Source organism: Streptomyces sp. SudanB182_2057 (genome assembly GCF_964272715.1).
Classification (GTDB): domain Bacteria; phylum Actinomycetota; class Actinomycetes; order Streptomycetales; family Streptomycetaceae; genus Streptomyces; species Streptomyces rubradiris.
Genome location: NZ_OZ186798.1, coordinates 6,392,130 through 6,411,017 on the forward strand (window position 1 = coordinate 6,392,130; position 18,888 = coordinate 6,411,017).

19 protein-coding genes are annotated in these 18,888 nt (G+C 72.0%); 14 read left to right on the forward strand and 5 right to left on the reverse strand.

The genetic code is table 11. The features are described from left to right. Positions 1–341: 341 nt before the first annotated feature. The 3 genes from fabG to ACSURM_RS28355 all read left to right on the forward strand — a co-directional run bounded on the left by fabG (position 342) and on the right by ACSURM_RS28355 (position 2,425). A complete protein-coding gene (fabG, locus tag ACSURM_RS28345; RefSeq protein ID WP_189998068.1) occupies positions 342–1,046 on the forward strand; it encodes a 3-oxoacyl-[acyl-carrier-protein] reductase in 705 nt (234 codons plus the stop codon). A 5-nt stretch (positions 1,047–1,051) separates the two neighbouring features. Continuing rightward, positions 1,052–1,819, forward strand: coding sequence for an enoyl-ACP reductase FabI (gene fabI, locus ACSURM_RS28350; RefSeq protein WP_030791082.1), 768 nt, complete (start codon positions 1,052–1,054; stop codon positions 1,817–1,819). Positions 1,820–2,059: 240 nt separating this feature from the next. Beyond that, positions 2,060–2,425: a hypothetical protein gene (locus ACSURM_RS28355; RefSeq protein ID WP_436958632.1), complete on the forward strand. Its 366-nt coding sequence runs from the start codon at positions 2,060–2,062 to the stop codon at positions 2,423–2,425. On the opposite strand, the gene ACSURM_RS28360 is transcribed toward ACSURM_RS28355, so the two are convergent. Beyond that, positions 2,403–3,095 (reverse strand): FadR/GntR family transcriptional regulator, encoded by a 693-nt coding sequence (locus ACSURM_RS28360; RefSeq protein WP_436958633.1) that lies wholly within the window; start codon positions 3,093–3,095, stop codon positions 2,403–2,405. The genes ACSURM_RS28355 and ACSURM_RS28360 overlap by 23 nt on opposite strands. Before the next feature lie 82 nt (positions 3,096–3,177). Between ACSURM_RS28360 and ACSURM_RS28365 the strand changes: the two genes are divergently transcribed. The 4 genes from ACSURM_RS28365 to ACSURM_RS28380 all read left to right on the forward strand — a co-directional run bounded on the left by ACSURM_RS28365 (position 3,178) and on the right by ACSURM_RS28380 (position 5,931). Beyond that, positions 3,178–4,497 (forward strand): CynX/NimT family MFS transporter, encoded by a 1,320-nt coding sequence (locus ACSURM_RS28365; protein WP_436958634.1) that lies wholly within the window; start codon positions 3,178–3,180, stop codon positions 4,495–4,497. A gap of 57 nt (positions 4,498–4,554) precedes the next feature. Beyond that, positions 4,555–4,674: an SGM_5486 family transporter-associated protein gene (locus tag ACSURM_RS28370; RefSeq protein WP_094374424.1), complete on the forward strand. Its 120-nt coding sequence runs from the start codon at positions 4,555–4,557 to the stop codon at positions 4,672–4,674. A 453-nt stretch (positions 4,675–5,127) separates the two neighbouring features. Continuing rightward, positions 5,128–5,334: a hypothetical protein gene (locus ACSURM_RS28375; RefSeq protein WP_436958635.1), complete on the forward strand. Its 207-nt coding sequence runs from the start codon at positions 5,128–5,130 to the stop codon at positions 5,332–5,334. A gap of 78 nt (positions 5,335–5,412) precedes the next feature. Next, a complete protein-coding gene (locus tag ACSURM_RS28380; RefSeq protein WP_436958636.1) occupies positions 5,413–5,931 on the forward strand; it encodes a SixA phosphatase family protein in 519 nt (172 codons plus the stop codon). Between the two features lie 423 nt (positions 5,932–6,354). Here the strand turns inward: ACSURM_RS28380 and serB are convergent, their stop codons facing one another. After that, entirely contained in the window at positions 6,355–7,578 is a 1,224-nt protein-coding gene (serB, locus tag ACSURM_RS28385) for a phosphoserine phosphatase SerB (protein WP_436958638.1), read from the reverse strand. Between the two features lie 616 nt (positions 7,579–8,194). On the opposite strand from serB, the gene ACSURM_RS28390 reads away from it, so the two are divergent. After that, positions 8,195–10,825: an FHA domain-containing protein gene (locus ACSURM_RS28390; protein ID WP_436958639.1), complete on the forward strand. Its 2,631-nt coding sequence runs from the start codon at positions 8,195–8,197 to the stop codon at positions 10,823–10,825. Between the two features lie 102 nt (positions 10,826–10,927). Here the strand turns inward: ACSURM_RS28390 and ACSURM_RS28395 are convergent, their stop codons facing one another. After that, positions 10,928–11,668, reverse strand: a complete 741-nt coding sequence (locus tag ACSURM_RS28395) for a transglycosylase SLT domain-containing protein (protein WP_436958640.1) — start codon at positions 11,666–11,668, stop codon at positions 10,928–10,930. A gap of 555 nt (positions 11,669–12,223) precedes the next feature. Here ACSURM_RS28395 and ACSURM_RS28400 point away from each other — a divergent pair. From ACSURM_RS28400 to ACSURM_RS28410, 3 genes are all read left to right on the forward strand, one after another. Next, positions 12,224–13,369 (forward strand): GAF domain-containing sensor histidine kinase, encoded by a 1,146-nt coding sequence (locus ACSURM_RS28400; RefSeq protein ID WP_436958641.1) that lies wholly within the window; start codon positions 12,224–12,226, stop codon positions 13,367–13,369. Then, complete coding sequence (locus tag ACSURM_RS28405; protein WP_436958642.1) at positions 13,362–14,003, forward strand: response regulator; 642 nt, start codon at positions 13,362–13,364, stop codon at positions 14,001–14,003. Before ACSURM_RS28400 ends, ACSURM_RS28405 begins: the two co-directional genes overlap by 8 nt. Positions 14,004–14,182: 179 nt before the next feature. After that, a complete protein-coding gene (locus ACSURM_RS28410) occupies positions 14,183–14,422 on the forward strand; it encodes a chaplin family protein (RefSeq protein WP_436958643.1) in 240 nt (79 codons plus the stop codon). 465 nt (positions 14,423–14,887) lie between these two features. Here the strand turns inward: ACSURM_RS28410 and ACSURM_RS28415 are convergent, their stop codons facing one another. After that, complete coding sequence (locus ACSURM_RS28415; protein WP_436958644.1) at positions 14,888–15,676, reverse strand: hypothetical protein; 789 nt, start codon at positions 15,674–15,676, stop codon at positions 14,888–14,890. A gap of 148 nt (positions 15,677–15,824) precedes the next feature. Between ACSURM_RS28415 and ACSURM_RS28420 the strand changes: the two genes are divergently transcribed. From ACSURM_RS28420 to ACSURM_RS28430, 3 genes are all read left to right on the forward strand, one after another. Continuing rightward, positions 15,825–16,622, forward strand: a complete 798-nt coding sequence (locus tag ACSURM_RS28420; protein ID WP_436958645.1) for an ABC transporter ATP-binding protein — start codon at positions 15,825–15,827, stop codon at positions 16,620–16,622. 60 nt (positions 16,623–16,682) lie between these two features. Beyond that, positions 16,683–17,111, forward strand: coding sequence for an NfeD family protein (locus tag ACSURM_RS28425; protein ID WP_189998053.1), 429 nt, complete (start codon positions 16,683–16,685; stop codon positions 17,109–17,111). 122 nt (positions 17,112–17,233) lie between these two features. Then, a complete protein-coding gene (locus ACSURM_RS28430; protein WP_436958646.1) occupies positions 17,234–18,178 on the forward strand; it encodes an SPFH domain-containing protein in 945 nt (314 codons plus the stop codon). A 106-nt stretch (positions 18,179–18,284) separates the two neighbouring features. On the opposite strand, the gene ACSURM_RS28435 is transcribed toward ACSURM_RS28430, so the two are convergent. Next, the gene (locus ACSURM_RS28435) at positions 18,285–18,791 is read right to left on the reverse strand and encodes an HNH endonuclease (RefSeq protein ID WP_436958647.1); all 507 of its coding nucleotides are present in this window, start codon (positions 18,789–18,791) and stop codon (positions 18,285–18,287) included. Positions 18,792–18,888 lie beyond the last annotated feature (97 nt).

Consider the following 18,888-nt stretch of genomic DNA (forward strand, 5'->3'; position numbering starts at 1 on the left):
CGGTGACACTCCCGGGAAAATCCCCGCCGCGACGGCACGGACCGGCGGGCGGGCACGAGACCGGCACACCCGGCCCGGGCGGCCCGAGCCTCCCGGGCCGGGCAGGACGGTGTGGGCGGAGTGCGACGTGCTGTCGGCGGGGCCGGGACAGTGGCACGTCCCGTCGGGCTTGAGGCGCTCCGGCGGCACGCCGACTGTAGGGACTCCACAGTGTGCGACATGAGCCACTGTCGGTGCCCGATTGCCCTTGGGCGCGGTGATACCGATAGGTTTCCGATGAAGCCGCCTGCCGCCCAGGAGTCCGGGCGGATAAGTAAGACCGCTATCGAAAGGGTGATCCGTTGAGCCGCTCGGTTCTCGTCACCGGAGGCAACCGGGGCATCGGCCTCGCCATCGCCCGCGCTTTCGCCGACGCCGGCGACAAGGTCGCGATCACGTACCGCTCGGGTGAGCCGCCGGCCGGCTTCCTGGCCGTCAAGTGCGACATCACCGACCCGGAGCAGGTGGAGCAGGCCTACAAGGAGATCGAGGACCGGCACGGTCCGGTCGAGGTCCTGGTCGCCAACGCCGGCGTCACCAAGGACCAGCTCCTGATGCGCATGTCCGAGGACGACTTCACCTCGGTCATCGACACCAACCTCACCGGCACCTTCCGGGTCGTCAAGCGCGCCAACCGCGGCATGCTGCGGGCCAAGAAGGGCCGCGTCGTCCTCATCTCGTCCGTGGTCGGTCTGCTCGGCTCGGCGGGACAGGCGAACTACGCCGCCTCCAAGGCCGCGCTGGTCGGCTTCGCGCGTTCCCTCGCCCGGGAGCTGGGCTCGCGCAACATCACGTTCAACGTCGTCGCGCCCGGTTTCGTCGACACCGACATGACCAAGGTGCTCAGCGACGAGCAGCGCCAGAACATCGTCGCCCAGGTGCCGCTCGGCCGGTACGCGCGGCCGGAGGAGATCGCCGCCGCCGTGCGCTTCCTCGCGTCCGACGACGCCTCGTACATCACTGGAGCCGTCATCCCGGTTGACGGCGGACTGGGAATGGGTCACTGATCACCATGAGCGGAATCCTCGAGGGCAAGCGCGTCCTGATCACCGGTGTGCTGATGGAGTCCTCCATCGCCTTCCACGCCGCCAAGCTGGCCCAGGAGCAGGGCGCCGAGATCATCCTGACCGCGTTCCCGCGCCCCACGCTGACCGAGCGCATCGCCAAGAAGCTGCCGAAGCCGACCAAGGTCATCGAGCTGGACGTCACCAACGACGAGCACCTCGGGCGGCTCGCGGACGTCGTCGGCGAGGAGCTGGGCGGCCTGGACGGCGTCGTGCACTCCATCGGCTTCGCGCCGCAGGACGCGCTCGGCGGCAACTTCCTCAACACGCCGTTCGAGTCCGTCTCCACCGCCATGCACGTCTCGGCGTTCTCCCTGAAGTCGCTGACCATGGCCTGCCTGCCGCTGATGCAGAACGGCGGCTCGGTCGTCGGCCTCACCTTCGACGCGCAGTACGCCTGGCCGCAGTACGACTGGATGGGCCCGGCCAAGGCCGCCCTGGAGGCCGTCAACCGCTACATGGCGCGCGACCTGGGCAAGCAGAACATCCGCTGCAACCTGATCTCGGCGGGCCCGATCGGCTCCATGGCCGCCAAGTCCATCCCGGGCTTCAGCGACCTGGCCTCCGTGTGGGACACCCGCTCCCCGCTGGAGTGGGACCTGAAGGACCCGGAGCCGGCCGGCCGCGGCATCGTCGCCCTGCTGAGCGACTGGTTCCCGAAGACCACGGGCGAGATCATCCACGTCGACGGCGGCCTGCACGCCATCGGCGCCTGACCCGATGACCCACTAGGTCCTGCCGAGCCCTGGTGCTCGCGCGGCCCTGCCGACGCCCCGTTTCCCGCCGCGCGCGGGGAGCGGGGCGTCGCCGTAGGGCCGGGCGCGCGTGCCGGGGTGTCACCCGTACGGCCCACCGGCCGGGCCGCCGCCGGGCCGTCGGCGCACCCTGGCAGTACGCCCCCGGACGACGCGTTCGCTCGCACGCCCCTCCGCAGCCCGGCCGAGGAGGTCCCGCTCGTGCGCCTGTCCCGCAGCCTGGGCCCGCTGTCGGTGGCCCTGGTCCTCGTGCTGTCGCTGCCGTACGACGCGGCTCCGTACGACGCGCTGCCGCACGCGCGCGTGGAGGCCGGCGCGGCACCCTCACCGGTCCGGTTCGGCGCCTCCTGCCGTACGGCCGTACGCGGCTCCCAGGTGGTGGCCCACTGCCACAACCCCTATGTGGACATCGACCGCGTACGGCTGCACATCGAGTGCGCCCGCTGGTGGGACATCGACACCGACAGCGCCCCGGCGGACGCCTGGCCGGCCATGACCGTACGGCTCGCCGGCCGGTGCTGGAAGGAGATCCGCTCGGTGTGGATCAGCCACCAGAAGGCGCGCTGAGCCGGCCCGGGTTGCACAGGAACGGATAGCTCGCGGCCTCCCCGGCCGCCGCCTCGGCGTCCCCCGCGCGGATCGCGTCCACCAGGCGCGCGTGATCCATGTGGGTCTCCGGGGTCAGCTCCGCCCCGACGTCCGCGCGCAGCCAGTCGCGCAGCACCTCGCCGAGATCGGCGTACATCGCCGTCATCACGTCGTTGTGGGACGCGGCCACCACCGCGAGGTGGAAGGTGGCGTCGGCCGCCACGAAGGACTCCGTGTCGCCCGTCTCCCACGCCTGCTCGCGCCGGACCAGCAGCGCGTCCAGCTGCTTGAGGTCCTTCTCGGTGCGCCGTTCGGCGGCCAGCTTGGCCGCGCCCGACTCCAGCGTGGAGCGCAGCTCGGCGATGTGCCGGGGGTCGGCGTCGGCGAAGCGGCGGTGCATCACGCCGGCCAGCTCGCTCGTGGCCACGACGTACGTGCCCGAGCCCTGGCGGATGTCCAGCAGCCCGTTGTGCGCGAGCGCGCGGACGGCCTCGCGGACGGTGTTGCGGGCGACACCGAGCTGCTCGACCAGCTCCGGCTCGGTCGGGATACGGGAGCCGACCGGCCACTCGCCGGAGGCGATCTGGTTGCGCAGTTCGGCGATGACCTGCTCGGACAGCGCCGAACGGCGCGGGTGGCTCAAGGGCATGGCACACCTTCGCACGAGGGGACCGGGCGCGGACGCTCCGGGGATGGACAGGTAATCATCCTATGATTCTATGATGGGTCTTATGGCTAGTGAGGAAATCCGGACAGTGGAGACCCGTACGGCGATGACACCGACCCAACGCGGTGCGGCCGCCGCGACGAACACCCCAGAGACGACCCGCGGCGCGGGCCGCACGCGCGCGTGGGCCACCCGGCTTGTCGTCGTGGGCATCATGCTCGCCGCGCTGAACCTCCGGCCGGCCATCACCAGCCTCGGCGCCCTCCTCGAAGAGGTCCGCGACGGACTCGGCATGAGCGGCAGCGTGGCCGGACTGCTCACCTCCGTGCCCCCGCTGTGCTTCGCCGTCTTCGGTGTGATGGCACCCCGCCTGGCCCGCCGCTTCGGGCCGGCCGCCGTGGTGTGCGCCGGTATGGCCGCCATCGCCGCCGGCCTCGTCATACGGCCGTACGTCGGCAACACCGCCGGGTTCCTGGCCGCCAGCGCGCTCGCCCTGATGGGCATCGCCGTCAGCAACGTCCTGATGCCGGTCATCGTCAAGCGCTGGTTCCCCGACCGGGTCGGTTCCATGACCGGCCTGTACTCGATGGCCCTCGCCGCCGGCACCTCCCTCGCCGCCGCGCTGACCGTCCCGCTCACCGACGCCATGGGCGGCAACTGGAAGTCCGGCCTCGTGGTGTGGGCGACCATCGCCGCCGCCGCCGTCCTGCCCTGGCTGCCGCTGGTCCGCGACCGCGGCCCGGCCGGCGCCCAGCCGCAGGACGCGGCGCCCGGGGCCGCGGAGCAGCAGCAGGCCCCGCTGCGCATCACCCGCAGCCGCACCGCCTGGTCGCTCGCCGTCTTCTTCGGCCTCCAGGCCACGGCCGCCTACATCACGATGGGCTGGATGCCGCAGATCTTCCGGGACGCCGGTGTCTCGGCCGGCACCGCCGGTGTGCTGCTCGCCGTCACCATGGTGATGGGCGTGCCGCTGGCCTTCATCATTCCCCGGGTCGCAAGCCGCCTGTCCCACCAGGGGCCGATCGTGCTGGTGCTGGGCGTCTGTGGACTCGTCGGATACGCCGGGCTCTACCTCGCGCCGTCCGGCGGCGCCTGGGCCTGGGCCCTGCTGCTCGGCGTCTCCAACTGCGCCTTCCCGCTCGCCCTGACCATGGTCGGCATGCGCGCCCGCAGCGGCCCGGGCGTGGCCCAGCTGTCCGCGTTCGCCCAGAGCACGGGCTATCTGATCTCCATCCCGGGCCCGCTGCTGGTCGGCGTGCTCTACCAGCAGAGCGGCGGCTGGGGGCTGCCGATCGCCCTGATGGCTGCGCTGATGGTGCCGCAGATGGTGGTGGGCTTCATCGCCGGTCGCGACCGCACAGTCGAGGACGAGGCGACGAACTGACCCGACCGGGGGTGCCCCGGCGCCGTCGCGGGGGAGACGGGGTGCGAGACTGGACGCATGCAGCCTGTGCTCGACCCGAACCCGAAGAACGGCCAGAAGAAGATGCTGCTCGTCTTCGGCTCGTTCCTCGCCATCTTCGTGATCATCGCCGTGGTGGCAACCATCGCGTCCCCGTGACGCCGGGGAGGCTCCCCGCCCCGCCGTGACGCCGGGGACCTGCCGGACTGCCTGGGTGCGGCGGGTGGCGGGGGCGCCTGGTGGTCCAGGGATCGCCCCGTTCTTCCGGGGCGCCCGCGCTTGGTCGCTGCCGGCATCGCCCGGCCCCGGCCGGATCGCTCGCCGGTTCGGAGGTGAGCGCCGCGACTTCCGGTTTCTCCGGGGGGTGTGGGCTCTGTCCGGTCCTACCGGTCCTACCGGTCCTACCGGTCCTACCGGTCCTACCGGTTCTGTGGCTTCTGTCGGCTTTCTCCGGGTGGATGGTGGTGCTGGCCCCCCGTCCCCTAGGGGGCCAGGGTCAGGGTCAACTGGGTGGGAATCCGGATGGGTTGGCGGCCCTGGATTCCGTAGCTTCGAGATGTGACCGCGCGAGGCGGTCGCGGCACCCTCGAAGACTCACTCACGGAGGCGACCATGCCGGCCCGCACCCACTCCCGGCCCCACCCGGCGACCACGGGCGGCATCGGCACCCGACTGCCCTGGTGGGCGCTCGCCCTGCCCGTCCTCGCCTTCGTCGCGCTGCTCGCGCTGATACTCAACCCGTCGGAGGCCCAGGCGGCCGGCGGCGACCAGGCGCTCGCACGGTTGCTGGAGCGCGTCCAGCAGCTCGTCGCGCGCTGACGGCAAGATCCCTCGCGTCGTGAATCCGCATGTCAACTCCCTGCGCCGGGTGGCCCGTTTCATGCGAAGCTGGATCTCATGAGCGTCGCAGAACCCCGCAGGATCGTCCTCTTCCGGCATGCGAAAGCCGACTGGCCCCAGGTTCCCGACCACGAGCGCCCACTCGCCGAGCGAGGCCGCATGGACGCCCCTGTCGCCGGCCGCAAGCTGGCCGACACCGGCATCACCTTCGACCTGGCCCTGTGCTCCACGGCGATCCGCACCCGCGAGACCTGGAAGCTCGCCGTCCAGGAGCTGCCGCACCGGCCGAAGACCGTCTACGAGGAGCGGATCTACGAGGCATCGCCGGGCGAGCTGATCGCCGTGCTCAACGAGCTGCCCGACGAGGTGCGGAGCGTGATCCTCATCGGCCACAACCCGGGCATCCACGGCCTGGCCGACATCCTTGCAGGCTCGGCCGAGGGCGACGCGCGCGCCCGGATGAACCGCCGTGGTTTCCCCGCCGCCGGCTTCGCTCTGCTCTCCTACGACGGCCACTGGAAGGGCGTGGAGCCCGGCGTGGCCACGCTCACGGACTACTGGGCCCCCTCCGAGTGACCCGGCACCGCCGCTCCGGCACGCCGTAGGCGGGAGGGCCCGGGACCCGGGCGGGGTGCCGGGCCCTCCCGACAGCGCAACCATTGGGGGGGCCGCGGTCTCCGCGACCGACTCACCGATGGCGGTCCCGCCGGGGGCGACTCACCGATGGCGACATCACGGGGGCGCCCCCCGGGTGGCCGACCCGCCGGTGGCCGACCCGCCGGTGACCGACCCGCCGGTGACCGACCCGCCGGTGACCGACCCGCCGGTGACCGACCCGCCGGTGGTCGGCCCACCCGGTGGTCGACCCTCGGTGGACGGATCGCCCACAGTCGCCCGCAGACCCGCCCGGCCCCGCACCACCCGGTCCGGCACTATCCGGAGCAGCACTTCCCGGCCCGGTCCACCCGGCCCGGACCGCCCGGCCCGGTCCCGTCCGTCTCAGTCCTCGTCGTGTGTGTCCGCCGCCTCGACCTCTTCCCGGGTGATGCCGAGGAGGTAGAGGACCGTGTCCAGGAAGGGGAAGTTCACCGCCGTGTGCGCCGCCTCCCGCACCACCGGCTTGGCGTTGAAGGCCACGCCCAGCCCCGCCGCGTTCAGCATGTCCAGGTCGTTGGCGCCGTCGCCGATCGCCACCGTCTGCGACAGCGGCACCCCGGCCTCCGCGGCGAACCGGCGCAGCAGCCGCGCCTTGCCCGCCCGGTCCACGATCTCCCCGACGACCCGGCCGGTCAGCTTGCCGTCGACGATCTCCAGCGTGTTGGCCTGCGCGAAGTCCAGACCCAGCCGCTCCTTGAGATCGTCGGTGACCTGGGTGAAGCCGCCGGAGACGACCCCCACCTGGTAGCCGAGCCGCTTCAGGGTGCGGATCAGGGTGCGCGCACCCGGCGTCAGCCGGACCTGCTGGCGCACCTTCTCCACCACCGACGCGTCCAGCCCCTTCAGCAGCGCCACGCGCGCGTGTAGCGACTGTTCGAAGTCCAGTTCCCCGCGCATCGCCGCGGCCGTCACCTCGGCGACCTGGTCCTCGCAGCCGGCGTGCGCGGCGAACAGCTCGATGACCTCGTCCTGGATCAGGGTCGAGTCCACGTCCATGACCACCAGCCGCTGGGCGCGCCGGTGCAGGCCCGCCGAGACCACGGCGATGTCGACACCCAGTGCCGCGGCGTCGGAGGCCAGGGCGGTGCGCAGCGGCCCGGTCTCCACGCCGGAGACGGCGAACTCCACCGCTGTCACGGGGTACTTGGCGAGCCGGAAGATACGGTCGATGTTGCCGCCGGCCTTGGCGATACGGGCGGCGATCGCGGCCGTCGACTCGGCGGTGAGCGGGTGGCCCAGCACGGTCACCAGGGAGCGCCCGAGGCCGCGCGGGCGGTTGTCGCCGTGACCGGAGATGATCTCGGCCTGCATCTTCATCGACTCGGCCCAGCTGTGCACGGTGGCCCGCAGGTCGCCCTCCAGACCGGCCGGCGGCTGGGTCACCAGGACGCACAGCACCAGTCGGCCCCGGGTGACGACCTGCTCGATGTCGACGACATCGACGAGGTAGGCGGCGAGGGTGTCGAAGAGACCCGCCGTGATGCCCGGCTGGTCCTTGCCGAAGATCTTGACAAGGAGGGTGGGGACCTCGGAGGTCTGCGAAGCGGAGGTCTGCGAAGCGCTCATGGTGTCACCACCGTATCCGGCACCCAGTGCCTCCCGCTGCCGAGGTCCGCCTGACGGACACGGAACAATCGCCGACGCCCCGGTGTCGGGGACCTTGCGGTTGGCCGACCGCCGCGGCGCGGGACCCGGACACCGCCCCGCCCGCCGCGCCCCGCCCCACCCCGAGCGTGCCACGCCGGCCGGCGAACGGCGATCCCCGGCCGTCCTCACCCGCACCGCCACGGGCCCCCGCACCGCCACGGGCCCCCGCACCGCCACGGGCCCCCGGCACAGGGCGTCGGCCCCGTCCGCGCCCGGTGGCGTGATCCCGACGGCCGTGCGGGTCTCGGCGCCCCTCGGCGAGCCCGCCGACTGTGCCCGAGGCGGTCCGGCTCGGCGCGGGCGCCCGACGTATCCCCACGACGCCGACGGCCCCGCTCGCCCCCTCGCGGCGATTGCCACCGTCCGGCCCGGTTCCCCCCCCGTCACCAGGGCGAAGTAGACGGCGCCCGGGACCGCTTGGCAAGGCCCGGGTTTCGGTCAGGGGGCTGCGCCTGGAATAGTTCCCCACGATGTTCGACATCCCTAGACTCCCCGCCACGGGGGCAATTCGGGGGACAACTCAGTGGGGCATGGAGTGCCGGAACTCGTACTGGAATCAAACGGACGGACCTGGACGCTCGACCCGTCCAGGCCTTACACCCTCGGCCGTGATCCGCAGGGTGACATCGTCTTCGACGACGCCAGGGTCTCCTGGCGGCACGCCACGGTCAGCTTCAACGGCCACACCTGGGTCATCGAGGACCATGGCAGCACCAACGGCACGTACGTGCGCGGTCAGCGCGTCCGGTACACGGAGATAGCCCCCGGCTCGTCGCTGCACCTCGGCAACGCCACCGACGGCCCGCGGGTGAACCTCTCGGCGACCGCCGTACCGGTCGGAGGCCCGGCCCACGAGCCGCAGCCGCAGCAGCAGTCACAGCCGCAGCAGCAGGCGCATGCGGCGGCACCGTACGCGCCCCAGAGCCCCGCCGCCCCCGACTGGTCCCAGCAGGCCATGCCCCAGCAGGCCCCCGCCCACCACGCACCCGCCCACCAGGCACCCGCTCACCACCAAGCCGTACCCCAGCAGGCCCCCGCCCACCAGCAGGCCCCGCACGCGGGCTGGCAGCAGGCCGGGCCCGCCGGGCAGTACGCGCAGCAGACGCCCGGTGACGGCGCGGGGGCGCCGCCGGTCTACGGCGACCGCAGCCCGACCACGTTCCACCAGTTCGCGCTCGGCCGCGTGATGCGCATCGGCCGTGCCCTGGAGAACGACCTGGTCGTCTCCGACCTCCAGGTCTCCCGCAACCACGCCGAGTTCCACGCCACGCCCGACGGCCGCTTCGAGATCCGCGACCTCGGTTCGCACAACGGCACCTACGTCAACGGCCAGCCGATCCCCAAGGGCGGCTCCGTACAGCTGGGACCGGCCGACATCGTCGGCGTCGGCCACTCCACCTTCCGGATCGTCGGCGACCGGCTGGAGGAGTTCGTCGACACCGGTGAGGTCTCCTTCTCGGCCCGCCACCTGACCGTCACGGTCGACGGCGGCAAGCAGATCCTCAAGGACGTCTCCTTCGGCGTCCCCGAGAAATCGCTGATCGCCGTGATCGGCCCGTCCGGCTCCGGCAAGTCCACCCTGCTCAAGGCGCTCACCGGCTACCGGCCCGCCAACCAGGGCGAGGTGCTGTACGACAACCGGAACCTGTACAAGCAGTTCGCCGAGCTGCGCCAGCGCATCGGCCTGGTGCCGCAGGACGACATCCTGCACCGCGAGCTGACCGTGAAGAAGGCCCTGAAGTACGCGGCCAAGCTGCGCTTCCCCGCCGACACCACGGCGCGGGAGCGCGACGCCCGCATCGACGAGGTGCTGCGCGAGCTGAAGCTCGACATCCACAAGGACAAGAAGGTCACCTCGCTCTCCGGCGGCCAGCGCAAGCGCGTCTCGGTCGCCCTGGAACTGCTCACCAAGCCGTCGCTGATCTTCCTGGACGAGCCCACCTCCGGCCTCGACCCGGGCATGGACCGGGACGTCATGCAGCTGCTGCGCGGCCTCGCCGACGACGGCCGCACGGTCCTCGTCGTCACCCACTCGGTGGCCGAGCTGGCGCTGTGCGACAAGCTCCTGGTGATGGCCCCGGGCGGCGCGGTCGCCTACTTCGGCCCGCCCGAGGAGGCGCTGAACTTCTTCGGCTACGACAGCTGGGCCGATGTCTTCTCCGCCTTCGAGAACTACCGCGACTACGACTGGGCGGGCCGCTGGAAGGGCTCGCAGCACTACCAGATGTACGCGGCGGAGATCGACGCCGTGGCCCCGCAGACCGGCCCCATACCCGTACCGCAGGCGCTGCGGCCGCCCAAGCCGCAGAGCTGGGGCTCACAGCTGATGACCCTGGTCCGGCGCTATGTCGCGGTCATCGCCTCCGACAAGGGCTTCCTGGCGCTGACGGTGCTGCTGCCGGCGGTCATCGGCGCGGTCAGCCTGCTGATCCAGCCCGACCGCGGACTGCTGCCGAACCCGGTCAACCCCAAGACCCACCTGCCCGCCCCGAACGGCACCGCCACCACCGTCCTGCTGATCCTCGCCGTCGGCGCGTGCTTCGCGGGCGCCGCGAACTCGGTCCGAGAGCTGATCAAGGAGCGGGTGATCTACGAGCGGGAGCGCGCGACCGGCCTGTCCCGCTCGGCGTACCTGATGTCCAAGGTGGTCGTGCTCGGCGCCGTCACCATGTTCCAGGGCCTGCTGGTCGGCGTCATCGGCTTCACCAGCCGAGAGATCCCCGGCGAGGGGCTGGTGCTCGGCGGCTCCACGCTGGTCGAGCTGTGCCTGCCGATCATGGCGCTGGGCTTCACCTCGATGATGGTCGGCCTGGTGATCTCCTCGCTGGTGAAGACCGCCGAGAAGACCATGCCGCTGCTGGTGATGTTCGCGATCGTCCAGGTCGTCTTCACCGGCTGCCTGTTCACCCTGCACGGCACGCCCGGCGTGAACGAGTTCTCGTACCTCATGCCGTCCCGCTGGGCGGTGGCCGCGGCCGGCACCACGCTGGACTTCAACGCCATCGCCCCGAACACCGACGACCCGGGCAGCACCGACCCGCTGTGGGACCACGCCGCCTCGGCCTGGGGACTGGACATGCTCGTGCTGCTCGGGCTCGGCGCGGTCTGCGGCTTCTTCGTCTCCCGCTTCCTGCGCCGCCACGAGCCGGAGGTCATGCGCAAGTAACCGCGCCCCGTACGCGCGTGCCCGCGCGACGCCGAAGGGCGGCACCCCGTGATCCGGGGTGCCGCCCTTCGGCGTTACGTGGCTGAGGTCCCGCGCCAGGCCTCAGTACGCGCTGTTGACGTTGTCGATCGAGCCGTACCGGTCGGCCGCGTAGTTGGCGGCGGCGGTGATGTTGGCGACCGGGTCGTAGATGTTCCAGGACGTGCCGGGGACGTGGTAGGCGCTGAAGGTCGGCGGGATGACCTGGAGCAGGCCCTTCGAGGGGATGCCGTTGACGGCGTTGATGTCCCAGTTGTTGATGGCGAGGGGGTTGCCGGAGGACTCCCGCATGATGTTGCGGTGCAGGCCGCTGTAGCTGCCCGGGATGCCCTTGGCCTTCATGATGGACAGGGCCTGCCGGATCCAGCCATCGAGGTTGTTGGCGTACGTCTTGGCGGCGACCGGCTGGATGTCCAGACGCTGGGTGGAGCGGGTGGCGGCCTGGGCCGCGGAGTGCTGCCGCGCGGCCTTGCGGGCGGCGGCCCGCTTCTGCTCGGCGGCCTCGGCGGCCTTGGCGGCGGCAGCGGCGTCGACGGCCTTCTTGCGCGCCGCGAGGGTGTCCAGCTTGACGTTGTCCGCGGCCTCCCGGCCGGTGACGGTGCCCTTGACATTCTCCAGCACCAGGCCGGAGGAGACCTGCGCGGACGTGGCCGGGGCACCCGTGGTGACGGTGCCGTCGTGACCGACGGTGGCCGAGAGGGCGAGGGCGGCGGTGCCGAACGCGGCGACACCCGCGACGGCGGCGATCCTGCGCTGCTTGGTCAGCGGACGACTATGAGCACGGTTGAGCATGTTCTTGGGCATGGCTGATGGACCTCTTCGATAGCGCGGAGGTCGCTCCTGCGTCCGCCGGGGGAATCGGCTCCTCCCGCACGAACGCCGCGGTGGGAACCCGCGGCGCTGAGCGACGAGGCAATTCTTAGCGGCAGCAAAATGCCCAGGCAAAGGTGTGACATACGATCCGGGATAGTGGATCAGGGAAGGGCAAAATAGGACAGACGGGACCGTCGATCCCGTTCATGCGGGCGAGTGCATCTCCTATGCTCTTTCGTACGTGATGTGGGCCCTATGCGCGGGCTCACATGGAATACCGATCGCTCTCACGGGGAGTTGCCATCGCAACGCCCAGCGTGAGTCTCCTCCTCCCCAGGTAGGAGTCGGCCGCCGTCGGCCTCGTCCCCGAGGCAGAGCCCGGCGCCTCGCGCGCGTACGCCACGTAGGCGCGCGTACGACGCGTATGTACGTACGGCGTCCACCACCGGCACCCCCGGCTCCGCCGACCGCCCTAGGACCAGGGGACCAGGCCCCGCCGTCACCGGCCCGATCCGGGCTGTCGGACCCCGCCGGTACCGTGAGGACATGAGTCAAGGCCCCCGGTCCGGCCTCGCCGCGGTCAGCTCCGCGCTGCTGGCCATGAGCAGGCATCTGGAGGTGCGCGACGTCCTCAAGACGATCGTCGCCTCCGCCCGTGAACTGCTCGACGCGCAGTACGCCGCCCTCGGTGTCCCCGACGACCACGGGGGCTTCGCCCAGTTCGTCGTCGACGGCGTCAGCGAGGAGCAGTGGCGCGCCATCGGCCCGCTCCCGCGCCAGCACGGCATCCTCGCCGCGATGCTGCGCGAGGCGAAGGCCGAGCGCCTCGCCGACGTGCGCAAGGACCCCCGCTTCGAGGGCTGGCCGGACGCCCACCCCGACCTGGCCGACTTCCTCGGCCTGCCGATCAGGGACGGCGAGGAGGTCATCGGGGCGCTCTTCCTCGCGAACAAGCGCTGCCCCAAGCCGGAGGGAAGCTGCGGCTTCACCCAGGAAGACGAGGAACTGCTCTCCATCCTCGCCCAGCACGCCGCCATCGCCCTCACCAACGCCCGGCTCTACGAGCGCAGCCGCGAACTGACCATCGCCGAGGAGCGCTCCCGCCTCGCCCACGAGCTGCACGACGCGGTCAGCCAGAAGCTGTTCTCGCTGCGTCTGACGGCCCAGGCCGCGGCGGCGCTCGTCGACCGCGACCCCGCCCGGGCCAAGGGCGAACTGCATCAGGTGGCCTCGCTCGCCGCCGAGGCCGCCGACGAACTGCGCGCCGCCGTCGTGGAGTTGCGGCCCGCCGCGCTGGAGGAGGACGGCCTCGTCGCCACCCTGCGCACCCAGATACAGGTCCTCGACCGCGCCCACACCGCCCGCGTCACCTTCACCGGCACCGGCCTGCGCGCCCTGCCCGCCGCCCAGGAGGAGGCCATCCTCCGGGTCGCCCAGGAGGCCCTGCACAACGCCCTGCGGCACTCCGGCGCGGCACACGTGGACGTGAGCGTGCGGCGGCGCGGCTGCGGCGCCGTCCTGCGCGTCACCGACGACGGCGGCGGCTTCGACCCCACGGCGGTCCGCCGCGCCGGCCGCCACCTCGGCCTGGTCTCCATGCGGGACCGGGCCGGCGGGGTCGGCGGCTCGCTGACCGTGGAATCGGCGCCCGGCAAGGGCACCACGATCGAGATGGAGGTCCCCGGTGGGTGAACCGATCAAGGTGCTGCTGGTCGACGACCACCAGGTCGTCCGCCGGGGCCTGCGCACCTTCCTGGAGGTGCAGGACGACATAGAGGTCGTCGGCGAGGCCGCCGACGGCGCCGAGGGAGTCGCCCGCGCCGAGGAACTGCGACCCGACATCGTCCTCATGGACGTCAAGATGCCGGGCATGGACGGCATCGACGCGCTGCGCAGACTGCGCGAACTCGGCAACCCCGCGCGCGTGCTGATCGTCACGAGCTTCACCGAGCAGCGCACGGTCGTCCCGGCCCTGCGCGCGGGCGCCGCCGGGTACGTCTACAAGGACGTGGACCCCGACGCCCTCGCCGGTGCCATCCGCTCCGTGCGCGCCGGGCACGTCCTGCTCCAGCCGGAGGTCGCCGACGCCCTGCTCGCCCGGGAGGAGGCCGGCGGCGGACAGGGCAGGGGCGGCTCGCTCACCGAGCGGGAGCGCGAGGTGCTCGGCCTGATCGCGGACGGCCGCTCCAACCGGGAGATAGCCCGCGCCCTCGTCCTGTCCGAGAAGACCGTCAAGACGCACGTCTCCAACATCCTGATGAAGCTCGACCTCGCCGACCGCACCCAGGCCGCGCTGTGGGCCGTACGCCACGGCGTGGCCGGCTGACCCGCCCCGGCCGTCCCCGGCCCCGGCCCGCACCACGGCAACACGGAGCGTCACGGACCGGACTGAGATTCATACCGTCGTGGGAATGTCACCCGGACGGCGCATCCTCCGGTGGTTCCCGCCGTTCTCCAGTGCGTGCCGCGGTGATCGCCGCGGTGGACATCCAGGAGGGGTAGACAGTGAAGAACCTGAAGAAGGCGGCGGCCGTGACGATGGTGGCGGGTGGCCTGGTGGCCGCCGGCGCGGGCATGGCCTCCGCCGACAGCGGTGCCGCCGGCGGGGCCGCCGGGTCCCCGGGTGCCGTCTCGGGCAACGTCGTCCAGGTGCCGGTGCACGTCCCGGTGAACGCGGTCGGCAACAGCGTGAACGTCATCGGCGTACTGAACCCGGCCTTCGGCAACCACGGCGCCAACAGCTGACCCGCACCCGGACAGCACCCCAGGCCTCCCGGCCCCACCGGGAGGCCTTGCCGCTCTCGCCCCCGGACACCGAGGCGGGCCCCGCCGCCCGAGGCCGAGCCTTCGCGGACGGTGACGGCGCGGAGCGCTCCCGCTCTGCCGTGACCGCGCCCCGGCGGCCGGGAACGAGGTGGCACGCCCGGGCTTCTTCGTAGCCGTGTCGCCGTGCTCCCGTGTCCTCGCCTCCGGCATCCGCCCGCCGCCGATGCCGCCGCGTCCGCCGGACGACCGGCCCCGCCGACCGGCCCCTCATGGGCCACCGCCGCCGCCCGCGGCCGAGCTCCTGCGGCCGGTCACGGTGCCCCGCGCCCCATTCCTCCGTAGCGGCGCCCGCGCCTGCGGCCGAGCTCCTGCGGCCGGTCACGGCGCCCTGCGCCCCATTCCTCCGTAGCGGCGCTCCCGCCCGTCACCGTCGCTCGCGGCCGGTCACCGCCCCCCGCGCTCCCGCTCCTCCACATACGCGTTGTACGCCGCCACCTGTGCCCGCCGGGCCGTTCGTTCCACCGGCCTGAGCGCCTCGGACCGCGCCCGCATCTCGGCGGAGCTGACCGCGCCCCCGTGCCCGCCGCCGTACGCCAGGGACACCAGCAGCCCCACCCGCTGTGCCAGCTCCAGCACCCGCACCGCGCGCGGCGGATAGCCCGGCGCCAGGACCTCCCGGCCCCGCTCGGCCCGCGCCCGGTACGCGTCGATCGCCGCCTCCGCCACCGGCCCCGACCCGGCGACGTCCAGCTTCGACAGCACCTCGGTCGCCTCCCGCAGCGCCTCCGCCAGCTCCCGCTCGGCCTCACCGAGCGACGGCACGTCGGCCGGCGGCGCCTCGCGCACCGGCAGCACCCGCCAGACCACCTCGGCGTGCACATCGCCCTCGGGCCCGGCCTCGTACACCTCCGGCACCAGCCCGAACGCGGCCCCGTGGCAGACCACCGCCTCCCCGGCCTCCAGCGCCCGCGTGTTGAACTCCGGCGGGCCGCTCAGCCCCAGCGGATGCCCCGGCGCCGGCAGCGCCACCCGCAGCCCGGACACCCCCAGCGCGCGCAGCCGCCCCAGCGCGAGCGTCAGCCCGGCCGGCGCCGGCTCACCGGGCAGCCCGTCCACCCGGTGCACCGCGTCCCCGCCCACGATGGCGAGGGCGGCGTCGTCCGGAGAGACAAGTCCGGCCAAAAGGGCATTGCCCCAAGCTGCGAGGCGTCCTGAACGCGGTTCCGAGAGCATGCCCCCACCCTAAGGACCGGACCGATGGAATGGAGCGGGGCACTCGTGGCGTAGATTTCATAAGGGCTGCGCCCACCGGCGCGAGACCCCGTCACAGGCGTACGCGACAGCCGAGACCGGCCACACTGCAAGGGGAGACAACGCGCTCATGAGCGATGTTCTGGAGCTTGAGGACGTATCCGTGGTCCGCGAGGGCCGGGCTCTGGTGGACCAGGTCTCCTGGTCGGTGAAGGAGGGCGAGCGCTGGGTCATCCTCGGCCCCAACGGCGCCGGCAAGACCACCCTCCTGAACGTCGCCTCCAGCTACCTCTACCCCAGCAAGGGCACCGCCACCATCCTCGGCGAGACCCTCGGCAAGCCCGGCACCGACGTCTTCGAGCTGCGCCCCCGCATCGGCATGGCCGGCATGGCCATGGCCGACAAGCTCCCCAAGCGCCAGACCGTCCTGCAGACCGTGCTCACCGCCGCCTACGGCATGACCGCCGGCTGGCAGGAGCAGTACGAGGACGTCGACGAGCAGCGCGCCCGCGCCTTCCTCGACCGCCTCGGCATGAGCGACTACCTGGACCGGAAGTTCGGCACCCTCTCCGAGGGCGAGCGCAAGCGCACCCTGATCGCCCGCGCCTTGATGACCGACCCCGAGCTGCTCCTGCTGGACGAGCCCGCCGCCGGCCTCGACCTCGGCGGGCGCGAGGACCTGGTGCGCCGCCTCGGCCGGCTCGCCCGCGACCCCATCGCGCCCTCGATGATCATGGTCACGCATCACGTCGAGGAGATCGCCCCCGGCTTCACCCACGTTCTCATGATCCGCCAGGGCAAGGTCCTCGCCGCCGGCCCCATGGAGCTGGAACTGACCTCCCGCAACCTCTCCCTGTGCTTCGGCCTCCCGCTCGTCGTGGAACAGGTCGGCGACCGCTGGACCGCCCAGGGCCTGCCCCTGTCCTGACCCCGCCGCTCCCCCCTGCGCGCCCTGTCCGCCGCCCGACCGCGGCCCTACCATGACCATGTGAACATCGACGCATGGGTGTGGTGGCTCGTCGGCGCGGCGGCACTCGGAATCCCGCTCGTGGTCACCGCCATGCCGGAGTTCGGCATGCTCGCGGTGGGAGCCGTCGCGGCGGCGGTGGTCTCCGCCCTCGGCTTCGACGCCGTCATCCAGGTCCTGGCGTTCGTCGTCGTCTCCGTCGCCCTCATCGCCGTAGTCCGGCCCATCGCCGCCCGGCACAGCAGACAGCGACCACAACTCGCCACCGGCGTCGAGGCGTTGAAGGGACGACAAGCCGTCGTCCTGGAACGGGTCGACGCGTCCGGCGGCCGGATCAAGCTCGCCGGAGAGGTCTGGTCGGCCCGCGCCCTCGACACCGGCCGGACCTACGAGGCGGGCCAGGAGGTGGACGTCGTGGACATCGAAGGGGCCACCGCGATCGTCCTGTGAGGACAACTCACCGGGAACGGCTCACGAGTTGCGCGACGGTCTGACAGACTCGACCAGCAAGATCCTCAACAGACAGAGATCTGCCGAAGGCGCCGAGGCGGAGAAGGGTACGGGGAGCGACGATGGAACCGGTCATCATCGTCCTGATCATCCTGGTGGTGTTGGTCTTCATCGCCCTGATCAAGACGATCCAAGTCATCCCACAGGCCAGCGCCGCCATCGTCGAGCGCTTCGGCCGCTACACACGCACGCTGAACGCGGGCCTCAACATCGTCGTCCCGTTCATCGACACCATCCGCAACCGCATCGACCTGCGGGAACAGGTCGTACCGTTCCCGCCGCAGCCGGTGATCACCCAGGACAACCTGGTCGTGAACATCGACACGGTCATCTACTACCAGGTCACCGACGCCCGGGCCGCCACCTACGAGGTCGCCAGCTACATCCAGGCGATCGAGCAGCTCACCGTCACCACGCTGCGCAACATCATCGGCGGCATGGACCTCGAACGGACCCTGACCTCCCGCGAGGAGATCAACGCCGCACTGCGCGGCGTCCTGGACGAGGCCACCGGCAAGTGGGGCATCCGCGTCAACCGCGTGGAGCTGAAGGCCATCGAACCGCCCACCTCCATCCAGGACTCGATGGAGAAGCAGATGCGCGCCGACCGCGACAAGCGCGCCGCGATCCTCCAGGCCGAAGGTGTCCGGCAGTCGGAGATCCTGCGCGCCGAGGGCGAGAAGCAGTCCCAGATCCTGCGCGCCGAGGGTGAGGCCAAGGCCGCGGCCCTGCGCGCCGAGGGCGAGGCCCAGGCCGTCCGCACGGTATTCGAGGCCATCCACGCCGGCGACCCGGACCAGAAGCTGCTCTCCTACCAGTACCTCCAGATGCTCCCCAAGATCGCCGAGGGCGACGCCAACAAGCTCTGGATCGTCCCCAGCGAGATCGGCGACGCCCTCAAGGGCCTCTCCGGAGCCGTCGGCAACTTCGGCTCCCTGGGCGGCGGTTCGGGCAACAGCGGCAACAACGGCGGTACGGAACGCCGGGAGAAGCCCCCGATCGACTGACCCCCGTTGCATCCCGCGCCCCTCAAGGGGCGCGGGAACCGCGTCACCCCGCCACGCCAACCCCGGCCGCACACACGGAAGAACCCGGCAGACGCCCGGGCCTCGCCTAGGCCGCTTCCCTGGCGAGCCACTCGGGAAGCGCGGCGATCTCCTCCTGCCCCAGCGAGAGCAGCATCGCGTCGGCCGGCGTGGGTTCGAACGGCTGCCGCAGCAGCGTCATCCCGGCCTCCTCCGGAGTCCGGTTCGCCTTGCGGTGATTGTCCTCCGCGCACGCGGCCACCGTGTTCAGCCACGTGTCCTGCCCGCCCTGCGCCCGCGGCACCACATGGTCCACGGTCGTGGCCCGGCGCCCGCAGTACGCGCACCGGTGCTGGTCCCGCACCAGCACCCCCCGCCGCGACCACGGGGCTCGTCTTCGGAACGGCACCCGTACGTACCGGCACAGCCGGATCACCCGGGGCACGGGGATGTCCACATCCGCACCGCGCATCCGCAGTTCGGGGTGGGCCTGTTCGACCACGGCCTTGTCCTGGAGCACCAGGACCACGGCTCGGTTCAGGGACACCGTCGACAGCGGCTCGAAACTCGCGTTCAGGACCAGCGTGTCACGCATCCAGCCCACCTCCCGTGTGCGCCTGCCCGCCCCCCGGCGGGCTTGGATCAACTCTGGACGGGCACGCCGAGATGGACAACGCAATAAAAAATGCCCG